12 protein-coding genes are annotated in these 15,622 nt (G+C 58.3%); 5 read left to right on the plus strand and 7 right to left on the minus strand.

Features of this window, described 5'->3' with window-relative positions; genetic code table 11:
• From adk to C2U54_RS10200, 3 genes are all read left to right on the plus strand, one after another.
• Positions 1–645, plus strand: coding sequence for an adenylate kinase (gene adk, locus C2U54_RS10190; protein WP_103178514.1), 645 nt, complete (start codon positions 1–3; stop codon positions 643–645).
• Positions 646–782: 137 nt separating this feature from the next.
• Entirely contained in the window at positions 783–1,745 is a 963-nt protein-coding gene (gene hemH / locus C2U54_RS10195; RefSeq protein ID WP_103178515.1) for a ferrochelatase, read from the plus strand.
• Positions 1,746–1,807: 62 nt separating this feature from the next.
• Positions 1,808–3,112 (plus strand): inosine/guanosine kinase, encoded by a 1,305-nt coding sequence (locus C2U54_RS10200; protein ID WP_103178516.1) that lies wholly within the window; start codon positions 1,808–1,810, stop codon positions 3,110–3,112.
• Positions 3,113–3,188: 76 nt separating this feature from the next.
• Here C2U54_RS10200 and ybaL read toward each other — a convergent pair whose 3' ends face one another.
• Complete coding sequence (gene ybaL / locus C2U54_RS10205; protein WP_103178517.1) at positions 3,189–4,853, minus strand: YbaL family putative K(+) efflux transporter; 1,665 nt, start codon at positions 4,851–4,853, stop codon at positions 3,189–3,191.
• A gap of 233 nt (positions 4,854–5,086) precedes the next feature.
• Positions 5,087–6,292, minus strand: coding sequence for an MFS transporter (locus tag C2U54_RS10210; RefSeq protein WP_103178518.1), 1,206 nt, complete (start codon positions 6,290–6,292; stop codon positions 5,087–5,089).
• Between the two features lie 163 nt (positions 6,293–6,455).
• Here C2U54_RS10210 and ushA point away from each other — a divergent pair, with 163 nt between their 5' ends.
• A complete protein-coding gene (gene ushA / locus C2U54_RS10215) occupies positions 6,456–8,108 on the plus strand; it encodes a bifunctional UDP-sugar hydrolase/5'-nucleotidase UshA (RefSeq protein WP_103178519.1) in 1,653 nt (550 codons plus the stop codon).
• Positions 8,109–8,228: 120 nt separating this feature from the next.
• Here ushA and ybaK read toward each other — a convergent pair whose 3' ends face one another.
• From ybaK to copA, 3 genes are all read right to left on the minus strand, one after another.
• On the minus strand, positions 8,229–8,708 hold the full coding sequence (gene ybaK / locus C2U54_RS10220) for a Cys-tRNA(Pro)/Cys-tRNA(Cys) deacylase YbaK (RefSeq protein WP_103178520.1): 480 nt from the start codon (positions 8,706–8,708) through the stop codon (positions 8,229–8,231).
• 199 nt (positions 8,709–8,907) lie between these two features.
• Positions 8,908–9,702, minus strand: a complete 795-nt coding sequence (locus C2U54_RS10225; protein WP_103178521.1) for a TraB/GumN family protein — start codon at positions 9,700–9,702, stop codon at positions 8,908–8,910.
• 75 nt (positions 9,703–9,777) lie between these two features.
• Positions 9,778–12,276, minus strand: a complete 2,499-nt coding sequence (copA, locus tag C2U54_RS10230; protein WP_103178522.1) for a copper-exporting P-type ATPase CopA — start codon at positions 12,274–12,276, stop codon at positions 9,778–9,780.
• 106 nt (positions 12,277–12,382) lie between these two features.
• Here copA and cueR point away from each other — a divergent pair, with 106 nt between their 5' ends.
• Complete coding sequence (gene cueR, locus C2U54_RS10235; RefSeq protein ID WP_103178523.1) at positions 12,383–12,793, plus strand: Cu(I)-responsive transcriptional regulator; 411 nt, start codon at positions 12,383–12,385, stop codon at positions 12,791–12,793.
• Here cueR and C2U54_RS10240 read toward each other — a convergent pair.
• Both C2U54_RS10240 and C2U54_RS10245 read right to left on the minus strand, forming a co-directional pair.
• Positions 12,790–13,506: a DUF3142 domain-containing protein gene (locus C2U54_RS10240; RefSeq protein WP_103178524.1), complete on the minus strand. Its 717-nt coding sequence runs from the start codon at positions 13,504–13,506 to the stop codon at positions 12,790–12,792. The two genes, cueR and C2U54_RS10240, sit on opposite strands and share 4 nt — an antisense overlap.
• A complete protein-coding gene (locus C2U54_RS10245) occupies positions 13,476–15,620 on the minus strand; it encodes a hypothetical protein (RefSeq protein WP_103178525.1) in 2,145 nt (714 codons plus the stop codon). The genes C2U54_RS10240 and C2U54_RS10245 overlap by 31 nt, the downstream gene beginning before the upstream one ends.
• Positions 15,621–15,622 lie beyond the last annotated feature (2 nt).

A 15,622-nucleotide genomic window follows, 5' to 3' on the forward strand; every position in this document is an offset into this window, starting at 1 on the left:
ATGCGTATTATTCTGCTTGGCGCTCCGGGCGCGGGTAAAGGAACTCAGGCTCAGTTCATCATGGAGAAATACGGTATTCCGCAAATCTCTACGGGTGACATGCTGCGTGCCGCTGTTAAATCTGGCTCCGAGCTGGGTAAACAGGCGAAAGACATTATGGACGCCGGCAAACTGGTGACCGACGAGCTGGTTATCGCTCTGGTTAAAGAACGCATTTCTCAGGAAGATTGCCGTAACGGTTTCCTGCTGGACGGCTTCCCACGTACCATTCCGCAGGCGGATGCCATGAAAGACGCGGGCATCAACGTAGACTACGTGCTGGAGTTCGACGTACCGGACGAACTGATCGTTGACCGTATCATCGGTCGTCGCGTACACGCCGCTTCCGGCCGCGTTTACCACGTTAAGTTCAATCCGCCGCAGGTGGAAGGCAAAGACGACGTGACCGGCGAAGAGCTGACCACTCGTAAAGACGATCAGGAAGAGACCGTGCGTAAGCGCCTGGTGGAATACCATCAGATGACCGCGCCGCTGATCGGCTACTACTCTAAAGAAGCGCAGGCGGGTAACACCAAATACGCAAAAGTCGACGGTACTAAGCCTGTCGCTGACGTTCGTGCAGAGCTGGAAAAGATCCTCGGCTAATCGCACCACCACTTAACGTGGTTCTCACCCGGGTTCCCGGGTGAGAAAAATTCTCATTTTACCTTTTGCTGCAATTGGTTCCGTTTACGTACTTTTCAGATACACTTATCAGCCTGTTAAAAGGTTATGAGGCGTGAATGAGTCAGGCGAAAACCGGCATCCTGCTTGCCAATCTGGGAACCCCCGAAGCACCTACTCCAGCGGCGGTAAAACGCTACCTGCGACAATTTTTAAGCGATACGCGCGTTGTGGATACCCCACGCCTGCTGTGGTGGCCTTTGCTGCGCGGCGTGATTCTGCCGATCCGTTCGCCGCGCGTGGCAAAGCTCTATCAGTCCGTCTGGATGGAAGAGGGCTCACCGCTGATGGTCTACAGCCGTCGTCAGGAGAAGGCGCTGGCCGCCCGTCTGCCGGATATGCCGGTGGCGCTGGGCATGAGCTACGGCAAACCTTCCTTGAAAAGCGCCGTCGATGAACTGCTGGCGCAGGGCGTTGAGCACATTGTGGTGCTGACGCTCTATCCGCAGTATTCCTGCTCCACTGTGGCAGCCGTCTGGGATGAGCTGGCGCGCATTCTGGCAACCCGTCGTCGCATACCCGGCGTGACCTTTATTCGCGACTACGCGGATAACGAGCTCTATATCAACGCCCTTGCCAGCAGCGCCCGCGCGTCGTTTGAGAAACACGGCGAGCCGGATCTGCTGCTGCTCTCCTATCACGGCATCCCGCAGCGATTCGCCAACGAAGGGGACGACTATCCGCAGCGCTGCCGCGATACCACCCGTGAGCTGGTATCCGCCCTCGGCCTGCCGCCCGAGAAGGTGATGATGACCTTCCAGTCGCGCTTTGGCCGCGAGCCGTGGCTGACCCCTTATACCGATGAGACCCTCAAAATGCTGGGTGAGAAGGGGGTGAAGCATATCCAGGTGATGTCGCCGGGCTTTGCGTCAGACTGTCTGGAAACCCTGGAAGAGATCGCGGTGCAAAACCGGGAGTTCTTCCTCGAAGCGGGCGGGACGAAGTACGAGTATATTCCGGCCCTTAACGACAATCCTGAGCACATCGAGATGATGGCATCACTGGTGACCCGCAGCCGCTGATCGCACTCTGCGCCGGGTTTGTGCTACCATTCCCGGCCCATCCGTCACTCATAGCTCAGAACATGAAATTTCCCGGTAAACGTAAATCCAAACACTACTTTCCCGTTAACGCCCGCGATCCGCTGCTGCAGCAAATTCAGCCGGAAAATGAGTCCAGTGCCGCCTGGGTGGTGGGTATCGACCAGACGCTGGTGGATATTGAAGCAAAAGTGGACGATGCGTTTGTCGAACGTTACGGCCTGAGCGCCGGGCACTCTCTGGTGATTGAAGACGATGTAGCGGAAGCGCTCTATCAGGAGCTGGTGCGGGATAACCTGATCACCCATCAGTTTGCCGGGGGGACCATCGGCAACACCATGCACAACTACTCCGTGCTGGCGGACGACCGCTCCGTGCTGCTGGGCGTGATGTGCAGCAATGTCGAAATCGGCAGTTACGCCTACCGTTATCTCTGCAACACCTCCAGCCGGACCGATCTGAACTACCTCCAGGGCGTGGACGGGGCGATTGGCCGCTGTTTTACGCTGATCGGTGAATCCGGCGAGCGGACCTTCGCCATCAGCCCTGGCCATATGAACCAGCTGCGCGCCGACAGCATTCCTGAAGAGGTGATCGCCGGGGCATCGGCACTGGTGCTGACCTCCTATCTGGTGCGCTGCAAGCCCGGTGAGCCGATGCCGGAAGCGACCATGAAGGCCGTGGAATACGCGAAGAAATACAACGTGCCGGTGGTCCTTACCCTGGGCACCAAATTTGTCATCGCCGATAACCCGGAGTGGTGGCAGGCGTTCCTGAAGGAGCACGTCTCGATTCTGGCGATGAACGAAGAAGAGGCCGAAGCCCTGACCGGGGAGAGCGATCCGCTGCTGGCATCCGATAAAGCGCTGGACTGGGTCGATCTGGTGCTCTGCACCGCCGGGCCGGTAGGATTGTATATGGCTGGCTTCACCGAAGAAGAGGCAAAACGCAAGACCCAGCATCCGCTGTTGCCGGGGGCGATTGCCGAGTTCAACCAGTTTGAATTCAGCCGCGCCATGCGCCATAAGGACTGCGTAAATCCGCTGCGTATCTTCTCGCATATCGCCCCGTACATGGGTGGCCCGGAGAAGATCATGAACACCAACGGCGCAGGCGACGGCGCGCTGGCGGCGCTGCTGCACGATATCACTGCCAACGCGTTCCACCGTACCAACGTGCCGAACTCCAGCAAACACAAGTTTAACTGGCTGACCTATTCGTCGCTGGCGCAGGTATGTAAGTACGCAAACCGCGTGAGTTATCAGGTGTTGAACCAGCACTCACCGCGCTTAACGCGCGGCCTGCCGGAGCGGGAAGACAGTCTGGAAGAGTCCTACTGGGACAGATAAGTCCATTCCCCGGCAGCGCTGCGCTTGCCGGGGCGACGTCCAGGCCTGCTAAGCGAAGCGCCAGCAGGCTTTTTTTTTACCCCATCACCGGCGCCTTATCCAGCAGCGCCAGCATCGTATTGGCAATTTCACGCTCACCCATCACCACCTGATTCGCGCCACGCTCGGTGATGTAATCCACCTCGTCGTCGTAATGGGCGCGGGCAATAATTTCAATATCCGGACACTTTTCGCGCGCCGAGGCGACAATCTCACCCGCTTCATAGCCGTTGGGAATGGTCAGCAGCAGCCAGCGCGCGCAGTCCAGATGCGCCAGATTCATGATCTCTTCGTTCGCCGCATTCCCCAGCACCGCCCGGATCCCGCGTGCGCGCAACTCATCCACGCGGGTACGGGAGTTTTCAATCACCACCAGCGGAATGCCCTGGGCCATCAGCTTCTCACCCAGCAGGCTGCCGACGCGGCCAAAACCCACCAGCAGGGCGTGGTTACAGATATCCACCGGGATCTGCTTCTCATCCTCAATGGCCTCTTCCAGCGTCTGATCGTCCAGGATTTCGGTTTTATCGAGGTATTTTTCCAGCAGCGCGAACAGTATCGGGTTCAGCATAATTGAGAGGATCGCCCCCGCCAGCACCAGGTTTTGCCCGGCCTGCGGCAGCAGATCCAGCGCCATGCCCAGCCCGGCGAGAATAAAGGCAAATTCACCAATCTGGGCGAGACTGGCGGCAATAGTCAGCGCGGTACGCGGCGAGTGGCCGAACATGCGCACCAGGAAGAAAGCGGCGAGTGACTTACCGAAGATAATGATGGCCAGCGTGCCGAGCACCGCCAGCGGCTGTTCAATGAGGATCATCGGATTGAACAGCATCCCTACCGAGACGAAGAACAGCACCGCAAAGGCGTCGCGCAGGGGCAGGGTATCGTGGGCGGCACGGTGGCTCAGCTCCGATTCGTTCAGCACCATCCCGGCAAAGAAAGCCCCCAGCGCGAAGGAGACGTCGAACAGCTCCACGGCCCCGAACGCAATACCCAACGCCAGCGCCAGCACCGAGAGGGTGAACAGTTCACGCGAGCCGGTCGCTGCGCTACGGGCGAGGATCCACGGCACCAGGCGGCGGCCCACCAGCATCATAATGGCAATAAACGCCACTACCTTACCGATGGTAATACTCATATCGAGCGCCAGCGAGGCTAAACCGACATTCTCTTTTTCCAGCATGCCGGCGATGGCAGGCAGCAGCACCAGGGTTAAGACCATCACCAGATCTTCAACAATCAGCCAGCCGATGGCGATCTGCCCCCGCTGGCTGTCAATCAGCTGTCTCTCTTCAAGCGCGCGCAGCAGTACCACGGTACTGGCGGTAGAAAGACAGAGCCCAAACACGATGCCGGTCATCAGCGGCCAGCCCAGCACCGCGGAAAGCGCCATACCCAACAACGTCGCCACGGCTATCTGGGCGATCGCGCCGGGAATGGCGATGGACTTTACCGCCATCAAATCCTTCAGGGAGAAATGCAAACCCACACCGAACATCAGCAGGATCACGCCAAGCTCTGCCAGCTCCGGGGCGAGTTTCGTATCAGCAACAAAACCTGGGGTAAAAGGTCCGGCTAACACGCCCGCCAATAAATAGCCCACCAGAGGGGAAATACGCAGTTTGTTGGCAATCATGCCGAGAATAAAAGCGAGTACAAGTCCACCAACAATGGTGGTGATAAGCGGTGTGGCGTGGTGCATTCCGTCTCCTTTCGTTGCTGTATGACGCCATTTTTGGTCGGGAAACCAAAAAGCTGTGTAATAGTTTATGACAAAATTAATGATTACGTTTATGAATAATCATTGAATTTTGGTAAAAACAGCAATAAAGGAGAAACGGAAGCCTGGGCGGGGAATTTTCAGAAGGAAAGTAAAGAAAGGCTGATGGTATAAGGAGAGGGCGCGGCCAAACCGGAAGTTTGACCGCCAATAAATCAGGCGTTATGCCGGTTATCAGGCAGGAATATAGTCAACATCCCGAGAAGCGGCAGGAAAGCGCAGATTTTGTAGACCAGGAAGATGCTGGTATGGTCTGCAATCAAGCCTAATACCGCTGCACCAAGGCCACCCATGCCAAAAGCAAAACCAAAAAACAGCCCGGAAACCATGCCGATACGCCCCGGAAGCAGCTCCTGGGCATAGACCAGAATGGCAGAAAACGCAGAGGCGAGGATAAAACCAATGATCACGGTTAAAATACCCGTCCACCACAGGGTTGCGTAGGGCAAAATAAGCGTGAAGGGCGCAACGCCAAGGATAGAGCCCCAAATCACATATTTACGCCCGATTTTGTCACCCAATGGCCCACCAATTACGGTCCCGGCGGCAACGGCGAACAGGAAGGCGAAGAGATGAAACTGGGCGTTTTGTACCGATAATCCGAATTTTTCCATCAGGTAAAAGGTGTAATAGCTGCTGATGCTCGCCATATAGAAATATTTGGAGAAAATCAGCATCAGCAGAATGCCGACCGCCAGAATAACCTTGTTACGGGGAAGGGGATTGATAACCGGCGCTTTTGGTTTGCCCTTATTAACCCGGTGCTGGGCGGCGTACCAGCGGCTGATTTGCGCCAGCACCACAATCGCCAGCAGCGCAGCCAGCACAAACCAGGCCACGTTTCCTTTTCCATAGGGGGCAATAATTACCGCGGCCAACAGCGGGCCGAGGGAGCTGCCGAAGTTACCGCCCACCTGGAACAGCGACTGCGCCAGCCCGTGACGGCCACCGGAGGCCATACGTGCCACGCGGGACGACTCCGGGTGAAATACCGACGAGCCGGTGCCCACCAGCGCGGCTGCCACCAGTACCCCTTCAAAGCTCCCGGCCATCGCCAGCAGGATCAGGCCGCTCAGGGTAAAGCACATACCAATGGGCAGCGACCACGGCATCGGGTATTTGTCCGTCCAGTAGCCCACCACCGGTTGTAGCAGCGACGACGCCAGCTGGAAGGTGAGGGTGATCATGCCGATCTGCACGAAGGTAAGAGAGAACTCGGACTGCAATAAGGGGTAGATCGCCAGAATAAGCGACTGGATCATATCGTTCAGCAGATGCGAAAGACTGATTGCGCCAAGAATACCAAATGAGGTGCGAGCCTTAGCAGCCGACACCGGTGGAGTAGATTCACTGATTGCCATAAATACCACGTCGATTGTTATAGGAAGTGCAGGATGTAATTATTATCCGCCTAACATACCTTTCCCCGACATTTGAGGAAAGTCGCAATTCTGAAAACATATTTGTCTATTCTGATTACTCATTGTAATTTTTGCGTTTGTCTATGCATCAGGGAGTGAAGAAATGAAGTTAATGAAGCGAGGCGTCGCGCTGGCAATCATTGCGGCGTGTGGGCTGATCAGCCTGCCGGCCCAGGCCTGGGAAAAAGATAAAACCTATAACATCACCATCCTGCATACCAACGATCACCACGGCCACTTCTGGCGCAGCGAATATGGCGAATATGGCCTTTCGGCACAGAAAACGCTGGTGGATGGGATCCGTAAAGAGGTGGCGGCAAAAGGCGGCAGCGTGCTGCTCCTCTCCGGCGGCGACATTAATACCGGCGTGCCGGAATCAGATTTACAGGACGCGGAACCCGATTTTCGCGGCATGAATTTGATTGGCTACGATGCGATGGCCGTGGGCAACCATGAGTTTGATAATCCCATCGAAGTATTACGCCAGCAGGAGAAGTGGGCCAAATTTCCGTTCCTCTCCGCCAATATTTATCAGAAAAGCACCGGCGAACGCTTATTTAAACCCTGGGCCATTTTCAAACGCCAGGATATTAAAATTGCGGTGGTGGGGCTGACCACCGACGACACGGCGAAAATCGGCAACCCGGAATATTTCACCGATATCGAATTCCGTAAGCCGGCTGACGAAGCGAAGCTGGTGATCCAGGAGTTGCAGCAGAACGAAAAGCCGGACGTGATTATCGCCACTACCCATATGGGTCATTACGATAATGGCGAGCACGGCTCGAACGCGCCAGGGGATGTCGAGATGGCGCGTAGCCTGCCGGCGGGCTCCCTGGCGATGATCGTGGGGGGGCACTCCCAGGATCCGGTCTGCATGGCCTCGGAAAATAAAAAGCAGGTGGACTATGTGCCAGGCACGCCGTGCGCGCCCGATAAGCAGAACGGGATCTGGATTGTGCAGGCGCACGAGTGGGGCAAATATGTGGGCCGGGCCGATTTCGAATTCCGTAACGGCGAGATGAAGCTGGTTCACTACCAGCTCATCCCGGTCAACCTGAAGAAGAAGGTGACCTACGATAATGGCCAGAGCGAGCGCGTTCTCTATACGCCAGAAATTGCGGAAAACCCACAGATGCTCTCCCTGCTGACGCCGTTCCAGAATAAAGGTAAAGCGCAGCTGGATGTGAAGATCGGTACGCTCAATGGCAGACTGGAAGGCGATCGCAGCAAGGTGCGCTTCGTGCAGACCAATATGGGCCATCTGATCCTGGCCGCCCAGATGGCGCGCACCAATGCCGATTTTGCGGTGATGAGCGGCGGCGGCATCCGCGACTCCATTGAGGGCGGCGATATCACCTATAAAGATGTCCTCAAGGTGCAGCCGTTCGGCAACGTGCTGGTCTATGTCGATATGAGCGGTAAAGAGGTTACCGACTATCTCACCGCGGTGGCGCAGATGAAACCGGACTCCGGTGCCTATCCGCAGTTTGCCAACGTGAGCTTTGTGGCGAAAGGTGGGGTGCTCAACGACCTGAAGATCAAGGGTGAACCGGTTGATCCGGCGAAAACCTACCGTATGGCGACCCTGAGCTTTAACGCCACCGGCGGCGATGGTTATCCGCATATCGACGACAAACCAGGCTATGTGAATACCGGCTTTATTGATGCCGAGGTGCTGAAGCAGTATATCCAGCAGAACTCACCGCTGGATGTGAATGCGTATGAACCGCAGGGTGAAGTGAGCTGGCAGTAAGCGCCGTCAGTGCCGGGTGGCGGCTTCGCCTTACCCGGCCTACGGTTCGAACGGTTTTAACGGTTTTAACGGTTTTTTGGTTTTGTAGGCCGGGTAAGCGCAGCGCCACCCGGCGTTTTTTTAATCCCGACGCGCGATATCCGCAAACTGCGCATCCAGCATTTTCGCCAGATCGCTCGCCGCCAGTTCAATATCCATCCCGCGCTTGCCGCCGGAAATATAGATCGTCTCAAACGCCTGTGAAGGTGCATCAATCAGCGTCGGCAGGCGCTTCTTCTGCCCCAGCGGGCTAATTCCCCCCACCAGATACCCCGTGGTGCGTTGCGCCACCATCGGGTCGGCCATATCCACCTTTTTGGCGCCCAGCGCTTTGGCCACTTTCTTCAGATCCAGCTGACTGGCAACCGGCGTCACCGCCACGGCGAGGTGTTTCATATCGCCATTCACCGCGACCAGCAACGTTTTATAGACCTGATCCGCATTCAGACCCAGTTTACGCACCACTTCATCACCAAAATTGGTTTCAGCCGGATCGTGGTCATAGCTGTGGATCCGAAACGGAATCTTGTTTTTTTCGAGTAATTTAACGGCGGGAGTCATAGCAATCCTTCTTAGCCCGGACAATAAACGCCTTAAGAATACGCCTCAAAAGCGGCTAAAAAATAGCACCATCTTGCGCAATAGTGTTGGCAGTGATGGTCACTTTGAGCGACAATCTGCTGAACCGGAGGTCTCCTCCGGCATAATAACAATGATGAAATTCCTCTTTGACGGGCCAATAGAAATATTGGCCACTTTTTTATCTCAGCAGCGACGGCAAATTCCCCTCGCCGTACAGATGCAACGCCCCCACCGCCACCACATACCGCCCAGCCGGCAACGCGTGCAGCTTTTCGCACCACGCCTGATTACGCTCATGCATCAGCACATCATACAGCGACTCGCTGAAGGTCGCCGGAAGCGCCAGCTTGTCGACGACAGGGGGGGAATCCAGCCACCAGCTCACCATGGTTTGCAGCAGGCGGGCATTGGTGTGCCAGTGAGTCAGGGTATCTTCCAGCAGCAGCAAACCGTCGTCTGGCATCTGGCGCAGCAGGGCGATCTGGCTGGCCGCCCCTTCCAGCTCAATGACCGGTAGGTTCTGCGTGCGCGCGGCATTCAGCAATTGGTAATCGATGCCGTAATCTCCCCGCAGCCCTAACCGCTGCGCCTGGGTAGCCTGCAACACCATAGCGATCTGCCACAGCGGCTGGCTCTCAAGCTGATTAAGCGATAATCCAAGCTCCCCGGCGACCCGTTGCAGTTCCGTAAGCTGGGTCGGGCTGATACGCTCCGCCAGCGGAGGCGGGATCGCAAGTCCTGCGAAGGGCGACTCATCCCCGGAGATATCCGCTTCGACGATCAGCGCGTCGGCATGATGCAAGCGGGTAACCAGGCCATCGGGCAGGGGAGACATATCCCGCGTACCCATATGGATACTGCCGACCAGATGCAGATGCTGTCCGCCGGGAAGGGTGATATCAAGACCAGGCCAGCGATAGCGGCGGGGGAAGAGGGCGCGAAACGATGCTTTCAGACGTTGAAACAGACCCATACGCGCTCCCTGATGAAAAATTCATGCTAGCGCGTGGGGAGGAGTGGCGCAAGACGTCCTTGTCCTGCGACCACCTCAGGCTTTAGGTTTAAAGCGCAACAGGCGGTTGGCGTTGCTGACCACGGTAATAGAGGAGAGGGCCATGGCGGCACCCGCCACTACCGGGTTCAGCAGCGTGCCGGTCAGCGGCCATAAGATCCCGGCGGCGACAGGAATACCGAAGGCGTTGTAGATAAAGGCCCCCAGCAAATTCTGCTTCATGTTGCGCAGCGTCGCTTTCGAGATGGCGAGCGCGTCGGCCACGCCGGTCAGACTGTGGCGCATCAGGGTTATCGCCGCCGTTTCGATAGCGACATCGCTGCCGCCGCCCATGGCAATTCCGACATCGGCCTGTGCCAGCGCCGGGGCATCGTTGATGCCGTCGCCAACCATCGCCACCCGGCGCCCCTGCTTCTGCAGTTTGATAATCGCCTCCGCCTTGCCATCCGGCAGGACGCCCGCAATCACCTCATCAATGCCAGCTTCCCTGGCGATAGCCTGTGCGGTAGTGGCGTTATCGCCGGTCAACATCACCAGACGATAACCCTCCCGGTGCAGGCGTTGCAGTGCGGTCACGCTGTCTGCGCGCAGCGGATCGCGGATGGCAAACAGCGCCGCGGCCCGCCCGTCAATCGCCAGCAACACCGGCGTTGCGCCCCTGGTGGCCCAGGTGTGCAGATATTCATCCAGCGCGCTGGTATCAATGCCATTTTCCGCAAGCAGCGCCTGATTACCGAGCAGCAGGGTGCGGTTGTCCACCTCGCCGCTGACGCCAAGGCCACGCAGGGTGCGGAAGTTATCTACCTGGGCGAGCGCGCGCTCCGCTTTATCCAGAATCGCCCGCGCCAGCGGGTGGCTGGAGCCCTGCTCAAGTGCGCCTGCCAGATTGAGGGCGGCAGCTTCGTCGATCCCACCCAGGGTATGGACGGCAACCACCTGCGGTTTACCTTCGGTCAGGGTGCCGGTTTTATCAAAGACCAGCGTATCCAGAGTGCTGGCGCGTTGCAGGGCGTCGGCGTCGCGCACCAGCACGCCCGACTCCGCGGCACGTCCGACGCCGGAGATAATCGACATCGGCGTCGCCAGCCCCAGGGCGCAAGGGCAGGCGATAATCAGCACCGTGGTGGCGATCACCAGGGTGTAAACAATCTGCGGCGCGGGGCCAAAAAAGTACCAGATAGCGGCGCTGAACAGGGCGATACCCACCACCACCGGCACGAAAATGGCAGAGATTTTATCCGCCAGCTTGCCGATCTCCGGTTTGCTGCTCTGGGCCTGGCGCACCATCCGAATAATGCGCGACAGCGTGGTGTGACTGCCGACGGCGCTGGCGCGGAACAGCACGCTGCCATCCTGCACGACAGTACCGGCATGAACGCTCTCCCCGTCGCTTTTCTGCTGCGGTACCGGCTCGCCGGTGAGCATCGCCTCGTCAAACCAGGCTTCGCCCTGGGTGATCTCCCCGTCCACCGGGACGCGATCCCCGGTGGTCAGGCGCAGGATCATGCCTGCTTCAACCTCTGCCAGCGGCACGCTTTGTTCGCCGCTCTCCGTTACCACCCGGGCGGTGGGCGGTGTTAAATCGAGTAATCTTTCCAGCGCTTTCGACGAACGCTGCCGGGCCCGCGCCTCCAGCATATGGCCTAAGTTGATCAGGCCGATGATCATGGCGCTGGCTTCATAGTAGAGATGGCGCGCTTCCATCGGGAACCACTGTGGCCAGAGGTTTACGCTCATCGAGTAGAGCCACGCCGCGCCGGTACCCAGCGCCACCAGCGTGTCCATGGTGGCGGTGCGGTTTTTCAGGCTCTTCCAGGCGCTGGTATAAAAGTGGCCGCCGGCGACGATCATCACCCCGAGGGTGAGCACGCCGATCGCCAGCCACAGCGTGCGGTTATCGTCGGTGACCATCATGTTGTCGCCGAGCATACCCCAGCCCATCACCGGGATACCTACCAGCAGGGCGACAATCGCCTGCCAGCGAAAACGTTTCATGGTGGCGATGGCCGTCTCCTGCTGGCGCGCCCGCCGTTCGATGTCATCCTCAATCGCTTCGGCGCCGTAGCCCGCTTTCTCAACGGCCTGCACTAAATCAGCGGCGGAAGCACTGCCCATCACCAGCGCAGTGCGTTCCGCCAGATTGACCCGTGCCTGTGCCACACCCGGAACCGCCTGCAGGGCATCCTGCACCCGGGTGACGCAGCTGGCGCAGCTCATGCCGTTGATCAACAGCTGTTGGCTGTCATCACTGTCGTGAGCTGCCGGAAGCTCAGAGGGGTCCGCTGTCAGTGCTTCCGACGGAGTTGTTGACGCTGTCAGCGGATCAGCCTTTGGGTGGCTTAACGCCGCACCGTACCCGGCCTGTTTGATGGTGTCGATCAGGGCATCGGCGCTGGCGCTGCCGGTAACGACCGCGTGCTCAATGGTCACTTCTGCATGCTCAACGTCCGGGCGTTGCTCCAGACTCTCTTTAACGCGTTTGACACAGTGGCCGCAGGAGAGGCCGTCCAGTGTCAGATCGATGGTTTGAGACATAATTAGCTCCTTATAAATCTCCAGCCAGATATTGACCGGAGAGACACTTTCATCTAACTGTTATCAAGGTTAAACCTTCCATCAAGGGGAAGGTCAAGGGGGAAACATGAATATCAGTGATGTTGCCAAAAAAACTGGCTTAACCAGCAAAGCGATTCGTTTTTACGAAGAGAAAGGGCTGGTGACACCGCCGCTGCGCAGTGAGAACGGCTACCGGAGCTATACGCAAAAGCACCTTGATGAACTCACGCTGCTGCGCCAGGCGCGTCAGGTAGGGTTCAATCTGGATGAGTGCGGGGATCTGGTGACGCTGTTTAACGATCAAGCCCGCCACAGCGCCGATGTAAAAAGCCGGACGCTGGATAAGGTGGCTGAAATTGAGCGGCATATTGTAGAACTACAGGCGATGCGCGATCGGCTGCTGGCCCTGGCCGAGAGCTGCCCGGGGGATGAGAGCGCCGACTGCCCGATCATCGATAATCTCTCCGGCTGCTGTCACCGTAAGGTGAAGGCTTAACGCCGGGCCGGGTTGAGCATAAACACCACCGTCCCGCGATACCAGGGAGATTTTTGCAGTTGCGCTTCGGCCTGCACATCCCGCTGGCCGTTTTGTACCAGCCCGAGCTTGAAGGGAATGCGCAGCCGGGCAAGCGCGGGTAGATAGGCCTGATAATTGTCTACCGTGTGGCGGCCCTGATAGCTCTGGATCACCAGCTCATCCACTGCCAGGCTATTCAGCGTGGCGACATCGCCGGTTTTCGCCCAGTCCAGTAGCCCGGTCACCCCCAGCGCAAACTCCGGCGGCAGCTGCTGGCGAAGTGTACGCAAAAAGCGCGCGTAGTCTGCCAGCTGGTGGGTAGCGGCATCAAAATCGATCTGTAACCCCACGACCTGATTCCCTGCGGCCTGCCAGCGCTGCATCAGGCGGACAATTCTCGGCACGATGGTCGGCGGCACCTCCAGGGTGGTAAAGCGCACGGTCAGCCAGATGGAGGGAAAGGCCAGGCGACTGACCGGCAGGCCGAGGCGCTGAAACACCACCTCATCGGGCTGGGCCAGCACTTCGCCCTGATGGAGATAGACCGTTTGCGCCTCTTTCAGTGCGTCGCTGGCCTTCACCCCTGACCAGAGCCAGAAGGCCGGATGCTCGTGGGCGGTAACGATTTCTGCCGCCTGCGCCTCTCCGGCCAGCAGCGCGGCTACCAGTAGTATTTGAGTTTTTGCGCCCACGGACTGCCCGGATACTGCGTTTTTAACTGCGAGAACCAGCCTTTGCGCTGGGCTTTGTCCACATCGGTTCCGCCACATTCGTTATAGCCGGATGGGGCGTAGCACATGATGGCCCGATAGAGCGCATAGCTCTTATCTTCATGTTCTGCCTTTGGTGAGGTGATGACCTGCTGGTAGTAAGCCTGTCTGTCGAACTGCCCGTAGGGTTCTTTGCGGTGGATGGCCGCCTCCAGCAGACCGTTGCCCGCACTCTCTTTCCACAGATCGACATGGGTATTGGTTGTGCGGAAAAACTCGCCCAGACAGTTCAGGGCATGGGCATCTGCGGCGTTCTGGCTGAGCACCTGCACCGTTTGGTCCAGGCTTCGACAGACGTAACCGGCTTCGGCGGCATCGCCGTTCCAGTCAAATACGCTCAGGTTAACATCGTCAAACGCTTTGCCAATGACTGGCGAGGTTATCGCGCTGGCGAGCTTTCTGTCATTTAACCAGTCGCTAAAGCGGTTCTCCGTTAAATCGCGCACCAGCAGGGTATGCAGCGCAATGGTCCGCTCTTCATTGTTGGGTCCCTGACTGGCCTGCTGACGTAACCGCTCAGGCGAGGCTACCGCTTTCAGCACCCGGGAGCGATAACGCAGGCTGGTGATGGCGCTATCCGCGGCAAAGATCGCCTCTGGATTACCGCTATAGACCAGGGTGGCCGCCAGTCTGGACTGCACGTACTGCTGCTGTTCAGCATCCTGGCTGAGTTTCAGCAGCTTAAGCCAGAAATCACGCGCCTCAGGCCACTGCGTTTGCGCCATCAGCGCGTCGCCGTACAGTACCTGCTCGCTGAAGGCGACAATGTCGTGCGCCGGGAGTCTTTCTGCCGGTTTAACGGCCTGAAGGATGGCGGCAGGGTTATTCGTCGCCTGCCACAGGTTCAACTGTAAATTGCGCCACAGCGCCAGCTTGCCGCTCTGTTCAAACGCCGGTTTGCTGCTGTTGAGATCGTCCTGCGTCAGGGTCGGTTTCTCGTCGCTGTTCAGGCGAAGGGCGCGCAGCAGTTCGATATAGCTGACCTGCGGCGCGTCGGGGAAGGCTTCCCGCACGGCACGACCGTAGAACTGCATGCCGTAGACATTATCGTATTCGGTCACCAGGCCGCGCAGCGCCTCAGCATTCTCAGCCTGCTGGAACCGCTGCTCGTATAGCCCTGCCAGCTGCGGCCACGCCTGCAGATACCAGTTGATGCGGCGCAGCATACCGCGCGCCGAATCGGCGTAACGCCCCTCCGGCCAGCGCTGGAGGTAAGCCTGGGCCGCTTTCTGCGCCTGTTCAGCGGCCGGACGGTCGATGCGGTCGATATCAAAATCGCCATACTCTCCGGTGCTGTTCTGGCTGCTTTTGTTCAGCGCCGTGCGCATCAGCATATAGCCCGCGGTCTCTGCCAGCCACGGACGATCGCTGTCGACAAGCGAGGTAAACGCCCGTTCCGCCTCCTCGTAATCTCCGGCATAAAAACGGGCCGCCCCGGTCAGATAAGTTTGATACAGCAGGGCAGAAGAGTGGGCAGGAAGGGTCGTCAGGGAGGCGGAGATCTGCTCATCGGTTGCGCCGGAGTAAAGCCCCAGACGCGCCTGCCCCAGGACATGGCGCTGCTCCGCCGTCAGCGCGTCGTCGGCCAGCAGCGCGGCAAAAAACTGGCTGAGGCTCTCGGCACTGTTCGAGACGAAGCGGTTTTCCTGCTCGCTGTCCTGCCGGGTGTCGACGGCCCCGAGCTGCAATGCGGCCAGCTGCTGATTGAGAAGGCTCTCTTCAGCGGGTTTGTCCGCGGCTGGGGTGACCGGATCTTCCGGGTCATCCCACTCCGGGTGGTAAGCAAAATAGAAATCCCGGGAGCGGGTGATATCCACAGGCATCGACTGCACGGGCAGGGCAAAGGATTTGGCTTCGCTCAGCAGGCGCAGCAGGTTATCGCGGGAGTCGTTACCGGGCGTCAGCACCGGGTCGCCTTTCAGCAGACAGTGCTCATCGCTCCAGTTGCAGTCTTCCATATCAAATGAGGCAAATGCCGGAGCGGCGCTTGCCAGTAAGGCGCTAACGCTGAGTGCCAGCGTTGTCTTCCTGACCATCA

The organism is Leclercia sp. LSNIH1, from assembly GCF_002902985.1.
Classification (GTDB): domain Bacteria; phylum Pseudomonadota; class Gammaproteobacteria; order Enterobacterales; family Enterobacteriaceae; genus Enterobacter.

Coding starts and splice junctions, on each gene's coding strand:
- copA (WP_103178522.1), bottom strand. CDS start 12,276: ATGTCTCAAACCATCGATCTGACACTGGACGGCCTCTCCTGCGGCCAC.
- C2U54_RS10200 (WP_103178516.1), top strand. CDS start 1,808: ATGAAATTTCCCGGTAAACGTAAATCCAAACACTACTTTCCCGTTAAC.
- ybaK (WP_103178520.1), bottom strand. CDS start 8,708: ATGACTCCCGCCGTTAAATTACTCGAAAAAAACAAGATTCCGTTTCGG.
- C2U54_RS10210 (WP_103178518.1), bottom strand. CDS start 6,292: ATGGCAATCAGTGAATCTACTCCACCGGTGTCGGCTGCTAAGGCTCGC.
- hemH (WP_103178515.1), top strand. CDS start 783: ATGAGTCAGGCGAAAACCGGCATCCTGCTTGCCAATCTGGGAACCCCC.
- cueR (WP_103178523.1), top strand. CDS start 12,383: ATGAATATCAGTGATGTTGCCAAAAAAACTGGCTTAACCAGCAAAGCG.
- C2U54_RS10245 (WP_103178525.1), bottom strand. CDS start 15,620: ATGGTCAGGAAGACAACGCTGGCACTCAGCGTTAGCGCCTTACTGGCA.
- ybaL (WP_103178517.1), bottom strand. CDS start 4,853: ATGCACCACGCCACACCGCTTATCACCACCATTGTTGGTGGACTTGTA.
- ushA (WP_103178519.1), top strand. CDS start 6,456: ATGAAGTTAATGAAGCGAGGCGTCGCGCTGGCAATCATTGCGGCGTGT.
- adk (WP_103178514.1), top strand. CDS start 1: ATGCGTATTATTCTGCTTGGCGCTCCGGGCGCGGGTAAAGGAACTCAG.
- C2U54_RS10225 (WP_103178521.1), bottom strand. CDS start 9,702: ATGGGTCTGTTTCAACGTCTGAAAGCATCGTTTCGCGCCCTCTTCCCC.